Genomic DNA, 14,520 nt, shown 5'->3' with positions numbered 1-14,520 from the left:
GGGGGAGAGCATCATGAAGCGATGGCGATCACAAAAGCGTTAACGACGCGCCAGCTGTTCGGCCAGCAGCGCCAGCGATTTAAGCTGGCGGGCCAGATCCTCACTTCCCTGCGGGATCCCTTCCCGGGCGGTGGAGTGGCGCTCGACAAGCGTCACCGGCAGCCGGGTTTGTGCCGGGGCTGCTTCACTCGTCCCCTGCTGCGCCAGTAGCCACTCCACGCTGCGCAGTCCCGCCTCACGGAACGCCTGACGAACCGTGGTCAGCGGCGGGGTAAACCACGCGCTGTCGGTGGTATCATCAAACCCGACCACCGAGATCTGGCCCGGCACAGCAATACCTTTTTCGGCACAGGCGCGCATCACGCCAAGGGCCATCTGATCGTTCGCCACCAGGATCCCCTGCGGGAGGGTCGCCCCCGCCAGCAGCTGATGGCCTTTTTCATAACCTGAAGCCGCGCTCCAGTCCCCCTCCGCAACCGCACACGGTTCCAGACCCGCCTCGCCTAAGGCAGACAACCAGCCGGCAAGACGCGCCCGGGCAGAGACGGAACTTTGTGGCCCGCCAAGCAGGGCGATCCGCTGATGGCCCAGCGCCAGCAGATGTTGCGCCCCCAGAGTGGCCCCCTGTCCGGCATCAAACACCAGGCTGTGTACCCGGGCGTCAGGGGAGACATCAAGAAACAGTACCGGCACCGGAAGGGCCTGCGCCTGCAGGCTTTCTGCCTGGGCCTCTTCGAGCGGCACGTTAACCAGCAGCCCTTCCACGCGCTGGGCCAGCAGCTCCTGCAGCGCCGCCATGCATTGCTGGGGATTTTCCACCATCGAGATCAGCACGCTCGCCCCGCGCTCGCCTGCGCGGGTCTTCACCGCTGAGGCAATCTGCGAGGGGGCATGCAGGGCCAGATCGGTGGTAATCAACCCCAGGGTGCGGGTGCGTTTACCGGCCAGCTGCTGGGCACCGCGATTGGGAACATAGTGCAGCTCGGCCATCGCCTGCAGCACTTTCTCCCGGGTCCGGGCCGAGACGTGGGCCGCATCATTAATGACCCGTGAGACGGTTTGATAAGAGACGCCCGCGAGGCGGGCAACATCATAGAGCGTTATGGCTTTCATGTGCTTCGCGTTGCAGTGACAGAGGTACCTATTCTGTCATAACGCCTGGCGTAAAGCATGCGAGCGCTTCGCAAAATCAGACAACGCGCTCAGGCTGCGGGACTAGCGGGCGCGGTCTCTGACGAAACCATGGCAGACAGATCTGGATCAGCGGGCCAATGCTTAACGCATAGAGCACGGTACCGACACCAAAAGTGCCCCCCAGCAGGCAGCCAGTCAGCAAAACTGAAATCTCAATCGCCGTGCGCACGCTGCGAACCGACCAGCCGGTGCGGGCGTTGATACCAGTCATCAGGCCATCGCGCGGCCCGGCGCCAAATCCGGCCCCGATGTACATGCCGGTCGCCAGCGCATTTACGATAACCGCGCTGACCAGCAATACGCAGCGGGCCATCAGCGAATCGATAGCCGGAATAAACGCCAGCGCGACATCGGCCGCCAGACCGATGGCAATCACGTTGCTGATGGTGCCGAGCCCCGGGCGCTGGCGCAGTGGGATCCACAGCAGCAGCACCAGCACACCGGTCAGAATGATAACGGTGCCAATATCCATTCCCAGCAGTTTTGCCACCCCCAGGTGGAAGACATTCCACGGATCGGCCCCCAGATCCGCGCGCACAAACATCGCCGTTGACAGGCCATAGAGGCTTAATCCGACGTAAAGCTGAAGTAATCGACGTAACATGATCGCTCTCCGATGGTTTCTGCTTTTATCATTGCCTGAAATGGCCCTATGATTAATGACCAGTTTTCAAAAAGTGGACTGCCTGTGTCATCACGTCGATTTGGAAGTCAGTCATTAGTGCGTCTGCTGGGTCACTGGCAGGAGAGCCCCTCCCGTACCCCGCTGTGGCGACAGCTGGCCGATGCCCTGCGCCTGCTGATCCTGGACGGCAGGCTGGCGCTGGATACACGCCTGCCGGGAGAGCGGGAGCTGGCTTTAACGCTGGAAGTCAGCCGGACCACCGTCAGCAGCGCCCTTGCCCATCTGCGGGATGAGGGCTACCTCGAAAGCCGACACGGTAGCGGCTCGCGGGTGATCCTGCCCAACAGCCGCACGCCCCCTACCCGCGCCAACGCCAGTGCGGCGCTGGATCTCTCTACCGCCGCGCTGGGAGCCGGGCCGGAGATCCATCAGGCCTATACCCATGCCCTGACCGCCATGACGCCGCATCTGACGCAAACCGGCTATGACCAACTGGGACTGCTGGCCCTGCGCGAAGCCATTGCCGCACGCTATACGGCGCGCGGCCTGCCGACCCGGGCAGAAGAGGTGATGGTGGTTAACGGTGCCGTCAGCGGGCTGGCGCTGGTACTGCGCATGTTCACCGGGCCAGGCGATCGGGTAGTGGTGGATCACCCCACTTACCCGCTGGCTATTGCCGCCATCCAGGGCGCCTCCTGCCGACCGGTAGGTGTCTCGCTGCCGCAGACCGGCTGGGATATTGACGGCTTTGCCGCCACCCTCGCCCAGACCGCGCCGCGCCTGGCTTATCTGATGCCGGATTTCCACAATCCCACGGGCCGCTGCATGGATGCGACGAGCCGGCAAGCTATCGCCGCCGTGGCTGCCCGGGCCCGCACTCTGCTGGTCGTCGATGAAACCATGGTGGATCTCTGGTTCGATGCACCTCCCCCAGCGCCGCTGGCTGCCTTCTGCCCGAACGGCAATGTCATTACCCTCGGCTCGGCGGGAAAAAGTTTCTGGGGCGGCCTGCGTCTGGGCTGGGTTCGCGCCCCGGCGCGCACCATCGCCACGCTGGCGCAAACGCGCGATACGCTCGATCTCGGCTCGCCGCTGCTGGAACAGCTGGCGACCCTGTGGTTGATTGAGCAGGGCGAAACCTTTTTACCTGCCCGACGGCAGATGCTGCGTGAGCGGCGAGATGGCTGCGCCGCGCTACTGCGGGAACATTTTCCCGACTGGCGTTTCCAGGTGCCGGAAGGGGGCTTATCCTACTGGGTGGAACTGCCGGATATGTTGGCCACTCAGCTCGCCACCCGCGCCGAAGCGGCGGGTATTCATCTGGGGACCGGGACGCGGTTCGGGCTTTGCGGGGCGTTTGACCGCTACCTGCGCATGCCCTTCTCTCTGGAGCCAATGGCGCTGGAAAACGCCCTGGTGCGGATCAAGCCGCTGTGGCTGGCGCTGATTAACGGTGGGCAAAACGTAAAACGTACCCTGGTGTAATCGCCTTTTCGCCGTGGGCGACTGCAACGTTGATATTAATTACGGGAAAAAAGTGAGCGGGCGCACAAATAATCGCGCATAACGGGCAATTTAAAAATGTCTGACTGTAATTGTTACAGTCAGACATTTTCAGCATGGGAGGTCAGTGCTGAGCAGGAATAGGAAAACCTTTCAGGGAAATAACAAAACTATCGCCTTCTTTCTTTATTTTTGCACCGGTATCACACCAGTCAGACGCAATTCGAAAGAACTCATCACTGCCAACGTCCCAGCCCAGGCGGACATGTTTGACATAGCCAGAGCGCAGAAGCGTGCAGGCTTCGGAGTAGCTGCTGGCGGTGGATTGTTGATGTTGTTTCATTTTTTCTTCTTCAGAATTTTTCTTAGTGCCTTGATTTCTTTAGGAGTAAATGGAGCTACACTCTCTTCTTCCGTATGCTGATTGTCGATATCCTCCTCCGTCACTCCCGCCTCATCTGCTACAGCAAATGCCATCTGCAGCAGCTTCTCAGTGGTAACGCTGAGATTCTCATTATTCACTTCGGCATAATGACGAAGTTTCTCTTTCAGCGCTTCGTCAATTTTTACATTCAGGACTGCAGTCGTCATCGTTTTTACATCCCTGGCTATTTTTTCTTAAATTAATACACGAAGTTAACATTATTATCCAGATATATATTCTCTGCTTATACATCATAAAAATGTCACACTTACCCTGCAGAAAATTTATGACAGAATAATGACAATCATGTTTCAGTATGATGACAATTTTCGAAATATACAGGTCGGTTTAAAAATATATAATACGCGCACTATTGTTGGGGATAATGGCGATAATGGATATGAAGCGATGCTGAGAAGAGCAGAAATGGGTGGGGGCCCTGCCAGCTACATCCCGGCACACACGTCGTCTGCCCTGGCTGCTTCCTTCCGGACCTGACCTGGTGAACAGAGTAGCGTTGCGGGAGAACCAACAGAGCCCCCATTGAGAGCGTTGTTAACCAACGCGCTGGCGCATTATCACTGTACGGGATAGCAATTGCAAGTTAACCGCGTCCGGGTGATGTTTTATTGCGCAAAACGTTTACAGAGTGGGCACTTTCTTCCTGTCTTGTCCGTAAATCTTTATCATGCCCTTAACACAGGAGCACAAAATGGACGAGCACGACTCTTTTCCCCAGCGGGTATGGCAGATAGTGGCCTCGATTCCCGAAGGCACGGTCACCACCTATGGCGAGGTGGCGCAGCTGGCGGGTTCTCCCCGTGCAGCGCGACAGGTAGGCGGTGTGCTGAGAAGGCTGCCTGAAGGTAGCACCCTGCCCTGGCATCGGGTGGTCAACCGCCACGGAGTAATCTCCTTAACCGGGCCAGATTTACAGCGCCAGCGTCAGGCCTTACTCAGCGAAGGTGTGCAGGTGTCGGGAAGTGGGCAAATTGATATGCAGCGTTATCGCTGGCGGTATTGAATAGCCCCTCTCAGACGAGAGGGGCATGAAGCATTAAAGCTGGGTTGGCGCCGGCGTAGCCGTAGATGGGCTAACCTGGGTTGGTGACGTTGACGGCACAGTTGTCGGCGCACCGCCGCCAGGCTGCAGCGGCAGCGAGGTCTGCTGTACCGGCACCAGCACCAGATCGGCTTTGGTACCGCCCTGATTGATCACCGGTTTAACGATATCGGTCATCAGGACAACCTTATCGTCAATGGTAATGGCTGCGCTCAGCAGGATGCGGGCGTTAGGCTGAACATCCGCCGGGTTAAACGGCAGTTCAAATTTAAATGGCGCCTGTTTACCCTCGGTACGCGTCGCCCGCTGCGCCAGAACCTTCGATGGCGAATCCGCCAGCGAGGCATCAGACAGAGTAACGGTTAACACTGCATCCGGCGGTAAAGCCACCTTCTGGCGGATCCAGATTGTACCTGAGACATTTGGCTGCTGAATGGTCGGCTGCGTCGCTACGCCAGCAGTGTTAGGGTTCGGCGCCGGCGTCTGAATGTCTGCGCTTTTATCCGCGCAGGCAGAGAGAGCAACCGCTACCGCTAAACCACTTAACATGTGCACGAGTTTCATTGAGTTCTCCTTATCATCAATGCACCAGCGGGATCGATACCGCCAGATGAGTGGTTAACATAAAGATAACGAGACTAAGTGTGGCACAGATCAATTATTTATGCCTGGAATCCCCCTGTTATTCAGATTATTGCACCCATCGGACCACTTGCATTTCTGCGTTATACTCTGCGTATCTTTCGCCACGGCGTATTAATTGAGGACGACTATGAGTCAGGCATTAAGCAATCTGCTGACATTATTAAACCTGGAAAAAATTGAAGAAGGACTCTTTCGGGGACAAAGCGAAGATCTGGGATTACGCCAGGTTTTCGGCGGCCAGGTTGTGGGACAAGCCCTCTACGCTGCAAAAGAGACCGTACCCCAGGAGCGCTTTGTGCACTCCTTTCATAGCTATTTTCTGCGCCCTGGCGACAGCCAGAAGCCCATCGTGTATGACGTTGAAGTCCTGCGCGACGGCACCAGTTTCAGCGCCCGCCGCGTGGCGGCGGTGCAAAACGGCAAGCCAATCTTTTACATGACCGCCTCATTCCAGGCGCCGGAGCCGGGCTATGAGCATCAGAAAGCGATGCCCCCTGCCCCCGCACCCGACGCGTTGCGTTCCGAGACGGACATTGCCCGTGCGCTGGCGCATCTGCTGCCTCCGCAGGTTAAAGAGAAGTTTCTTTGCGATAAACCACTGGAGATCCGCCCGGTTGAGTTCCACAACCCAATGAAGGGCCATATTGCGGAGCCGGCTCGTCAGGTCTGGATCCGCGCGAACGGCGCGATGCCGGAAGATTTCCGCGTGCATCAATATCTGCTGGGTTATGCCTCCGACTTCAACTTCCTGCCGGTTGCCCTGCAGCCACATGGTGTGGGCTTCCTTGAGAAAGGGATGCAGGTTGCCACCATCGACCATTCGATGTGGTTCCACCGTCCGTTTAATATGAATGAGTGGCTGCTGTACAGCGTGGAGAGTACCTCGGCATCCAGCGCTCGCGGCTTTGTTCGTGGTGAGTTTTATACCCAGGATGGCGTGCTGGTGGCCTCCACCGTGCAGGAAGGGGTGATGCGTAACCGCGGATGATATGAAAAAGCCGGGCGGCGTCTTTGCCTTACCCGGCCTACAAAAGCACAATCCGTAGGCCCGGTAAGCGTAGCGCCACCGGGCAATACTTTAACTTTACGCGTTGTATGCGTTCTCGCCGTGGCTGTTGACGTCCAGACCTTCGCGCTCCTGCTCTTCCGGTACGCGCAGCCCCACCGTCATGTCTGCCAGCTTGTAGCCGATAAAGGCCACCACACCCGACCAGACCACCGTGATGGCGATACTTTCCAGCTGAACCAGAACCTGGTGACCCATGGTCACGCCTTCCGCATAACCCACGCCGCCAAGGGACGTTGAGGCGAAGAAACCGGTCATGATACAGCCGATGATGCCGCACACGCCGTGCACACCAAAGACATCACACGGGTCGTCCACACGCAGAACACGTTTCAGCGCCGTTACGCCCCACAGACCGGCCAGACCTGCCACGATACCAATGATCAGCGCGCCACCGACACCGACGAAGCCACAGGCCGGGGTGATGCCTACCAGACCGGCAATGGCACCGGAACAGGCACCCAGCAGCGAAGGCTTGCCGCGTACCGCCCACTCGCCAAAGATCCAGGAGAGGATTGCGCCCGCTGTCGCCACAACGGTATTCACGAAGGCCAGCGCCGCGATTTCGTTTGCTGCGCTTGCTGAGCCAGCGTTAAAGCCAAACCAGCCGAAGTAGAGGATAGCCGTGCCGGTAAAGACCATCGGCAGGTTGTGCGGTTTGAAGGCCTCTTTGCCAAAACCGACGCGTTTGCCGATCAGGTATGCTCCCACCAGCCCCGCTACCGCGGCGTTGATATGCACAACGGTACCGCCCGCAAAGTCCAGCGCGCCATGAGAGGCCAGCAGGCCGCCGCCCCACACCATATGCGCCACCGGCACGTAGGAGAGCGTGAGCCACACCACCACGAAGATCAGCACGGCGGAGAAGCGGATACGTTCCGCCAGCGCCCCAACAATCAGCCCGACGGTGATACAGGCGAACGAGCCCTGGAACGCCACGTGGATGTACTGATAGAAGCTGCCCATTACCGCGGTTAGCTCGATATTTTTCAGCATCGCCCAGTTAAAGCTGCCGAAGAAGGCGTTGCCCTCCCCGAAGGCCAGCGAGTAGCCGTAAACCACCCACAGCACACAAACCAGCGCGAAGGTCACCGTCACCTGGGTGAGCATGGAGAGGACGTTTTTGCCGCGGATCAGGCCGCCGTAGAAGAGCGCGATCCCCGGAATGGTCATAAACAGCACCAGCGCGGTGCAAATCATCATAAAGGCGTTATCGGCTTTGTCTGCTACCGCGGGTGCAGCCATTGCCAGCCCCGGCAACAGCGCCAGAGACCCCAGACCTGCTTTAAGTGTTGTTGTGTTCATTTTCTCGATCCCTATCACTGTGTGCCTGCTGTTTTACAGTGCCGCTTCGTCGGCTTCGCCTGTACGAATGCGAATAACGCGTTGCAGCTCAGCAACGAAAATTTTGCCGTCGCCAATTTTGCCGGTGTAGGCTGCTTTGCTAATCACGTCGATGACTTCTTCCAGCTGATCGTCGGCGATCGCCACGTCAATCTTCACCTTTGGCAGAAAGTTGACGCTATATTCCGCGCCACGGTAGAGCTCTGCATGCCCCTTCTGTCGACCAAAGCCTTTCACCTCGGTGACGGTCAGCCCCTGAATACCCATTGAAGAGAGCGCTTCACGCACGTCTTCGAGCTTGAATGGTTTGATTACCACGGTAACCAGCTTCATATATCCCCTCCAGTCAGAATTCGGTTTTGGCGAGCTAACGAAGGTGGTATTGCAAGGGGTGTGCCAAAAGTGAAAAGGGCGTGAATACGAGGCATCGCGATAAGATGGCGAAAAAAAACGCACCATGACAGTGCAGGGTGCGTTTCATTTTTGCACCAACCGATTCAGCGGCTGGCAGGTTGCTTAATTTTAGTGCATCAGGCGCTGAGGGACTCCTCCCGCGCGCTGGCGGCCAGCTCTTCGCCAGCGAGCTGCAGTTGATACATTTGCCAGTAACGCCCTTTCGCCTCAAGCAGTTGCTTATGGGTACCGCGCTCAACCGCCTGGCCGCGATGAAGCACCAGAATGGTATCTGCCTCAACAATGGTCGACAGGCGGTGAGCAATCACGACCAGGGTGGTCTGTTCGCGTACCGCCGCCAGCGCCTGCTGGATCGCCTGCTCGGTGCCGGAATCGATGCTGGCGGTGGCTTCATCGAGGATGAGCACCTGCGGCGTATCGATCAACACCCGGGCCAGCGCTAATAGCTGCTTTTGCCCGACTGACAGATTGTTACCCTGCTCGCCCAGCCGGGTATGGATACCGTCGTGCAGGCCGCGGGCCAGATCCGCCAGCTGCACCTTTTCCAGCACGTCCCACACCTGCTCTTCGCTAAACGGCCGCCCCAGCGTCACGTTGGCATAGAAGGTGTCGGCCAGAACCACCGGATCCTGCTGCACCATCGCCACCCCTTTACGCAACACGGCGTGGCTCAGGGTCGACAGCGGGCGCCCATCCAGACGAATTTCACCTTCGGTGAGCGGGTAGTAGCCCATCAGCAGGCTGGCGAGGGTACTTTTACCGCTGCCGGTATGCCCCACCAGCGCGACAAAGCTTCGAGACGGTACCGTCAGGTTGATATCCTGCAATACCAGGCGATCGTCGCGATAGGCAAAGGAGACATGATCAAATTCAATCTCGCCGCTTTGCAGTTCGCGCTCGTCATCCCCATAGGCCTGGCGCGGGCGATCCATCAGCTCAAAAACGCGCTCACCGGCGACCACCGCCTGCTGCAACATCGACTGCTGGGTGGTGAGTTCAATCAGCGGCTCATTAAGACGGCCCAGATAGCTGATAAAGGCATACAGCACCCCCACTTCGATGGTGCCACGGGCGGCAAAGCCAAACTGCATCAGCAACCCGCACAGCACCAGCGCCGAAAAGAGGCTTAACAGCGGGCGCAGCAGGAAACCGTCCAGACGCAGGGTCTGCATGCGGGCCATGTAGTGTGAGCGGCTGGCCTCGCCCATCCGTTCGCCAAAGCGCGCCTGCTGACGGAACTGCTGAATCACGCTCATGCCATTGATGACCTCGTTAAAGCCATCGTTGATATCCGCCAGATAGGTTCGCACCCGGCGCACAATCGGTGTGCTGTAGCGCTGGTAGATGATCATCACAATCATCACCGCCGGGAAAATCGCCATCGCCACCAGCGCCATGCGCCACTCCAGGCTGAACATCGCCACCAGCATAGCGCCGACCAGCGCGGCGCTGCGCAGCACCGTCGCCACCACCGTAACATAGAGATCGCGGATCACTTCCGTATCGTTAGTCACGCGGGAGATAATCTGCCCGACAGGCTGGGTATCGAACGCGCTCAGCGGCTGGCGCAGCGCGGCGTCCATCACGTCGGTGCGCAACTGCTGCACCACCCCCACGGCGGCCTGGTTAAAGAGCAGCGACTGGGCGTAGTGCAGCCCCGCCGCCAGCAACTGTAGCCCGACATAGGCCACCGCCAGCCCGGTGACTAAACCGAGCGGCAGATAGTTTTTCGCCACCATGTTGTCGATGAAATAGCTGATCAGCAGCGGGCCGGTCACTTCGGCTATCGCCGCAATCCACAGCAATACCACCGCCAGCGACAGCGGTTTGCGCCACGGCGAGCCATAGGCCAGCAGGCGCTTCAGGGTAGGCCACAGCTGGGAAAAACTACGCATCGGCGGCCTCCTCGTCCGTCTCCGGCACCTCATCCAGCGCCGCTTCCAGTTGTTGATAACGGTACATATCGCGATACCAGCCCGGCTGTTCCGCCAGCTGCTCATGCTGCCCGCGCTGGGCAATGTGCCCGTGCTGCATCACCAGAATTTCGCTCGCCTCGGTCAGGGCCGAGAGACGATGGGCGCTGATGATCACCGTGCGCCCCTCCCCCCACTGTCGCAGGTTATGCAGGATCTGATGTTCAGTACGGCCATCGACGGCGGAAAGGGCATCGTCGAGGATCAGGATTTCGGCATTCAGCAGCAGCGCACGGGCGATGGAAATACGTTGCTTCTGCCCGCCCGACAGCATCACGCCGCGCTCGCCCACTTCGGTTTCATAGCCCTGGGGCAGGCGCAGGATATCGTCATGGACGCTGGCGAGACGCGCAACGTGCTCGATCTCCTCGCGTGTGGCGTGCGGACAACCCAGCGCAATATTATTCGCGACGGTATCGGAGAAGAGGAACGGCGTCTGGCTCACCACCGCAAGGCGGCTGCGCCAGCTATCCAGCCGCAGCTGCGGCAGTGGAATATCGTGGAAGCGGATCTCACCCTGAGGGATATCGAAGTGGCGCTGGATTAGAGACAGAATGGTGCTCTTGCCGGCGCCTGTTGGGCCGCAGATGCCCAGCATCTGCCCCGGTTGCAGCGTAAAGTGGACGTTTTCAAGCGTGACCTGTTCCGTCTGCGGATAGCTAAAGGCGCGGACGGCGACATTCAGCTCGCCGCGTCCGTTCGGTACCGTCTCGCTACCGTCGTTGACCACCGGCGCTTCGGCGAGCATGGCGCGGATCCGGCTGTAGGCCGCGCTGCCGCGCTCGACAATGTTAAACATCCAGGCCAGGGCCAGCATCGGCCAGATCATCAGCCCCAGATACATGGCAAAGCTGGTCAGCTGTCCGAGCGTCAGCGAGCCGTTAATCACCATCCAGCTTCCGCCGCCAATGGCCAGCAGGTTAGCGGTGCCGATGGCGATATAAATCGTGGGATCAAAACGGGCGTCAATCCGGGCGACGCGCAGGTTTTTGGCCCCGGTATCCGCCGCGTCGGCGGCAAACAGCGCCGACTGACGATCCTCCAGGCCAAAGGCTTTGATCATCCTGATACTGGTCAGGCTCTCCTGGGTACGGTCGTTAAGAGTGGAGAACGCCGCCTGCGCCAGCTTGAAGCGCTGGTGAAGCTGATCGCCGTAGCGTTTGATCGCCAGGGCCATCAGAGGCATTGGCAGGAGCGCCAGCAGGGTTAACTGCCAGCTGATTTGGGTCGACATGACGATCAGCACCGCGCAGCCCATCACCAGCGAGTCCACTAGGGTTAATACCCCTTCCCCGGCGGCAAAGACTACGCGATCCACGTCATTGGTGGCGCGGGCAATCAGGTCGCCGGTGCGATGGCGCAGATAAAATTCCGGATGCTGGCGGCTGAGCTGGCGGTAAAAATCTTCCCGCAGCTCGACGGCAAGCTGGTATGACGCACCGAACAACAGCACGCGCCAGACATAGCGCAGCAGGTAGACCACCACCGCCGTCAGGACCAGCATGCCGATCCACATCATCACCCGTGCGGTGGTGTAATGCTGTTCCGTAACGCCATCCACAACGTAGCCCACCACTTTTGGTGGGATGAGCTGCAGAATGGCAATAATAATAAGCAGGGCGACTGCACCGAGGTAGCGTTGCCACTCCCGGCGAAAGTACCAGCTTAACTGAGCAAATAATCGCACGCGGTCTTTTCCTGAGGATTGTATTCCGGGTTATTCAATGGGTAAGGCGGTGGTGTATTTTATCTGTTCCATCGCAAAGCTGGAGGTGACATTCGTCAGACCCGGCACGCTGTTGACCAGCCGTTTATAGAAGTCATCATAGCGCTTCATGTCAGCTACCTGTACGCGCATCAGGTAGTCATATTCGCCCGCCATGCGCCAGAAGCCCAGCACTTCCGGCATCTGTGAAACCACGCTAACGAATCCGCAGTACCATTCGCTGCTGTGGTGCTGCGTTTTTATCAGCACAAACGCGGTCAGGCCAAGCCCCAGTTTTTCGGGATCGAGCAGCGCCACACGCCCCAGCAATATGCCTTCGTCTTCCAGTCGTTTCAGGCGTTTCCAGCAGGGCGTGGTGGTCAGATTAACGGCATCCGCCAGCGCCTGCAAAGAGAGGGTGCAGTCACTTTGCAGTAAGGAGAGCAGCTTACGGTCAATTTTATCTAGCATAACCACCCCGCAGAGAAAATTTTTCTCTTCACATTCTATTTTAAAGGTCAGATAGCAACAATTTTTTCTGTGCTTTTCGCTATGCTGGGCACAAAATGACAAATGGATAACTTCGATGAATAGCACCTGGGTTAAAAATGCCATCAGTGAAATTAACGCCGATTATCAGCGGTCGGCGGATACACACCTTATTCGCCTTGCCCTGCCCGGTTTTCCGGGTATCCAGCTCTATCTGAAAGACGAAAGTACCCACCCCACCGGCAGCCTGAAGCACCGTCTGGCGCGCTCGCTGTTCCTGTATGGGCTGTGTAATGGCTGGATCAATGAAGGCACCACCATTATTGAATCCTCCTCCGGTTCCACCGCCGTCTCTGAGGCCTATTTTGCCCGCCTGCTCGGCCTGCCGTTTATCGCCGTTATGCCATCCTGTACGGCGAAACGTAAAATCGAACAGATCGAATTTTACGGTGGTCGCTGTCACTTTGTGGAAAGCGCCTGTGAAATTTATGCCGCCTCAGAGATGCTGGCCCGGGAGCTGAACGGCCACTATATGGACCAGTTTACCTTCGCGGAGCGGGCCACCGACTGGCGCGGCAATAACAACATTGCCGACAGTATCTTCCGCCAGATGCAGAATGAGCCTAACCCGGTACCGGCCCATATCGTTATGAGCGCTGGCACCGGCGGCACCTCGGCCACCATTGGCCGCTATATTCGCTGCCAGGGATACGATACCCGTCTTATGGTGGTGGATCCGCAGAACTCCGTATTCCTGGATTACTGGCAGCAGCGCGATCCTGCCCTGCGCAGCCCGGTCGGGAGCAAAATAGAAGGGATTGGCCGCCCGCGCGTCGAACCATCGTTTATTCCGGATGTGGTGGACGAGATGCTCCGCGTGCCGGATGCCGCGAGCGTCGCCACCGCCCTCTGGCTGGAAACGCAGCTGGGCCGCAAGGTGGGGGCCTCAACCGGCACCAATATGTGGGGCGCGTTACAGCTGGCCGCGCGGATGCGTGAGGCAGGGCAAACCGGCTCTGTCGTGACGCTGCTGTGCGACAGCGGTGAGCGTTATCTGGAGACCTATTACAACGCCGAATGGGTAAAAGCGAATATTGGCGATGTGGCGCCGTGGCTTGCGGAAATCACCCGGCTGGTAAAATAAAAAAAGCCAGACGTTTGTCTGGCTTGCTGGAAGGGTCTCACTATTCGGGGGAATAAGGAAGATCAGGTGTATCCAGCCAATGGGTTAAGAAATGGGACACGGCCTCGTTGCGGCAGTGTCCAATAACCGGTAAATGCGCCAGCTCGGCGATCAGCTGCGGCATCGCATTGCCCATAATCAGGCCGCGCCCCACGCTGCCCAGCATCTCGCGATCGTTCATCGCATCGCCAAACGCCATACACTCCTGCAGGCTCAGGCCCAGATGTTCGCTCAGCACCGCCAGCGCGGAGCCTTTGTTGCACCCTACCGGCAGCACCTCCAGACAATCGATGGCCGAGAAGGTGAGATGCGCGCGGCCGCCCAGCGCCTCGTTGAGCTGAATGCGCAGGCGGCACAGATCGTCATGATCGCCGCAGAAACAGATTTTCGTCACCGCATGGGCCGGAATACGGCGCAGATCGGTCACCTGATACTGGAAGCCGCTATAGACGTGCGCTTCGAGCAGCGCCGGGATTTCCTTGCCTGTCAGCCAGCCGGTATCGTTAAAAACGTGGATGCTGGCCTGCGTATCCCATGTGCTGTGCAGCACCTGTTCTGCCACATCCGGGGCGAGATCCTGGCGATAAAGCACATCCCCTTCCAGAGAGTGAATGCGCGTGCCGTTGCCGGTAATCAAAAAGGCGTCGAGGGAGAGCGCCCCCATTAAGTGGCGCATCTCCAGCACATGACGACCCGTGGCGAAGGTGAGCGTGATATCACGCTCACGCAGCCGCTTAAGCACGCTCAGCGTCCTATCGCCTAAACGGTGATCCGGCATTAACAAGGTGCCGTCCATATCAAATGCCGCCAGCCGCGCCATGAGAACTCCAAAAATGTGAAGAGGTAACTTGTGCAACAGTATTGCCTGGTATATACGGAAGTAATACTGAAT

Annotated in this window: 15 protein-coding genes and 1 other RNA gene; 4 read left to right on the top strand and 12 right to left on the bottom strand. The window is 58.4% G+C overall.

From position 1 onward, the window contains the following. Positions 1-39 precede the first annotated feature (39 nt). Positions 40-1,113, bottom strand: coding sequence for a LacI family DNA-binding transcriptional regulator (locus tag C2U54_RS10090; RefSeq protein WP_103178498.1), 1,074 nt, complete (start codon positions 1,111-1,113; stop codon positions 40-42). Between the two features lie 76 nt (positions 1,114-1,189). Then, positions 1,190-1,798 (bottom strand): membrane protein YczE, encoded by a 609-nt coding sequence (yczE, locus tag C2U54_RS10085; protein WP_103178497.1) that lies wholly within the window; start codon positions 1,796-1,798, stop codon positions 1,190-1,192. Between the two features lie 84 nt (positions 1,799-1,882). On the opposite strand from yczE, the gene yczR reads away from it, so the two are divergent. Beyond that, positions 1,883-3,304 (top strand): MocR-like transcription factor YczR, encoded by a 1,422-nt coding sequence (gene yczR, locus C2U54_RS10080; RefSeq protein ID WP_103181036.1) that lies wholly within the window; start codon positions 1,883-1,885, stop codon positions 3,302-3,304. Between the two features lie 142 nt (positions 3,305-3,446). Here the strand turns inward: yczR and C2U54_RS10075 are convergent, their stop codons facing one another. The 3 genes from C2U54_RS10075 to ffs form a co-directional block, all read right to left on the bottom strand. Then, positions 3,447-3,665 carry a hypothetical protein gene (locus C2U54_RS10075; protein ID WP_032616855.1) on the bottom strand — a complete coding sequence of 73 codons (219 nt, stop codon included), beginning with the start codon at positions 3,663-3,665 and terminating at the stop codon, positions 3,447-3,449. Beyond that, on the bottom strand, positions 3,662-3,913 hold the full coding sequence (locus C2U54_RS10070) for a hypothetical protein (protein WP_039032396.1): 252 nt from the start codon (positions 3,911-3,913) through the stop codon (positions 3,662-3,664). Before C2U54_RS10070 ends, C2U54_RS10075 begins: the two co-directional genes overlap by 4 nt. 270 nt (positions 3,914-4,183) lie before the next feature. Next, an RNA gene (ffs, locus tag C2U54_RS10065) (signal recognition particle sRNA small type) lies at positions 4,184-4,280 on the bottom strand. Between the two features lie 178 nt (positions 4,281-4,458). On the opposite strand from ffs, the gene C2U54_RS10060 reads away from it, so the two are divergent. After that, positions 4,459-4,770, top strand: a complete 312-nt coding sequence (locus C2U54_RS10060; RefSeq protein ID WP_103178496.1) for an MGMT family protein — start codon at positions 4,459-4,461, stop codon at positions 4,768-4,770. Positions 4,771-4,803: 33 nt separating this feature from the next. On the opposite strand, the gene C2U54_RS10055 is transcribed toward C2U54_RS10060, so the two are convergent. Continuing rightward, positions 4,804-5,373 carry a YbaY family lipoprotein gene (locus C2U54_RS10055; RefSeq protein WP_103178495.1) on the bottom strand — a complete coding sequence of 190 codons (570 nt, stop codon included), beginning with the start codon at positions 5,371-5,373 and terminating at the stop codon, positions 4,804-4,806. A 208-nt stretch (positions 5,374-5,581) separates the two neighbouring features. Here C2U54_RS10055 and tesB point away from each other — a divergent pair, with 208 nt between their 5' ends. Beyond that, complete coding sequence (gene tesB / locus C2U54_RS10050; RefSeq protein ID WP_103178494.1) at positions 5,582-6,442, top strand: acyl-CoA thioesterase II; 861 nt, start codon at positions 5,582-5,584, stop codon at positions 6,440-6,442. A 96-nt stretch (positions 6,443-6,538) separates the two neighbouring features. Here the strand turns inward: tesB and amtB are convergent, their stop codons facing one another. The 5 genes from amtB to C2U54_RS10025 form a co-directional block, all read right to left on the bottom strand. Then, positions 6,539-7,825 (bottom strand): ammonium transporter AmtB, encoded by a 1,287-nt coding sequence (gene amtB, locus C2U54_RS10045; protein WP_032616850.1) that lies wholly within the window; start codon positions 7,823-7,825, stop codon positions 6,539-6,541. Between the two features lie 33 nt (positions 7,826-7,858). Then, a complete protein-coding gene (gene glnK / locus C2U54_RS10040; protein ID WP_103178493.1) occupies positions 7,859-8,197 on the bottom strand; it encodes a P-II family nitrogen regulator in 339 nt (112 codons plus the stop codon). Positions 8,198-8,394: 197 nt separating this feature from the next. Then, positions 8,395-10,173 (bottom strand): SmdB family multidrug efflux ABC transporter permease/ATP-binding protein, encoded by a 1,779-nt coding sequence (locus tag C2U54_RS10035; RefSeq protein ID WP_103178492.1) that lies wholly within the window; start codon positions 10,171-10,173, stop codon positions 8,395-8,397. Next, a complete protein-coding gene (locus tag C2U54_RS10030; protein ID WP_103178491.1) occupies positions 10,166-11,938 on the bottom strand; it encodes a SmdA family multidrug ABC transporter permease/ATP-binding protein in 1,773 nt (590 codons plus the stop codon). Before C2U54_RS10030 ends, C2U54_RS10035 begins: the two co-directional genes overlap by 8 nt. Positions 11,939-11,968: 30 nt before the next feature. Continuing rightward, positions 11,969-12,427 (bottom strand): Lrp/AsnC family transcriptional regulator, encoded by a 459-nt coding sequence (locus C2U54_RS10025; protein WP_168192003.1) that lies wholly within the window; start codon positions 12,425-12,427, stop codon positions 11,969-11,971. A gap of 115 nt (positions 12,428-12,542) precedes the next feature. Between C2U54_RS10025 and C2U54_RS10020 the strand changes: the two genes are divergently transcribed. Further along, the gene (locus C2U54_RS10020; RefSeq protein ID WP_103178490.1) at positions 12,543-13,589 is read left to right on the top strand and encodes a PLP-dependent cysteine synthase family protein; all 1,047 of its coding nucleotides are present in this window, start codon (positions 12,543-12,545) and stop codon (positions 13,587-13,589) included. A 40-nt stretch (positions 13,590-13,629) separates the two neighbouring features. On the opposite strand, the gene cof is transcribed toward C2U54_RS10020, so the two are convergent. Beyond that, positions 13,630-14,448, bottom strand: a complete 819-nt coding sequence (gene cof / locus C2U54_RS10015) for an HMP-PP phosphatase (protein WP_103178489.1) — start codon at positions 14,446-14,448, stop codon at positions 13,630-13,632. Positions 14,449-14,520: the final 72 nt, after the last annotated feature.

The sequence above is a fragment of the Leclercia sp. LSNIH1 genome, from assembly GCF_002902985.1.
Taxonomy (GTDB): Bacteria; Pseudomonadota; Gammaproteobacteria; order Enterobacterales; family Enterobacteriaceae; genus Enterobacter.
The sequence above is the reverse complement of the archived record's forward strand: the minus strand, read 5'-3'. Positions and strand labels throughout refer to the sequence as shown.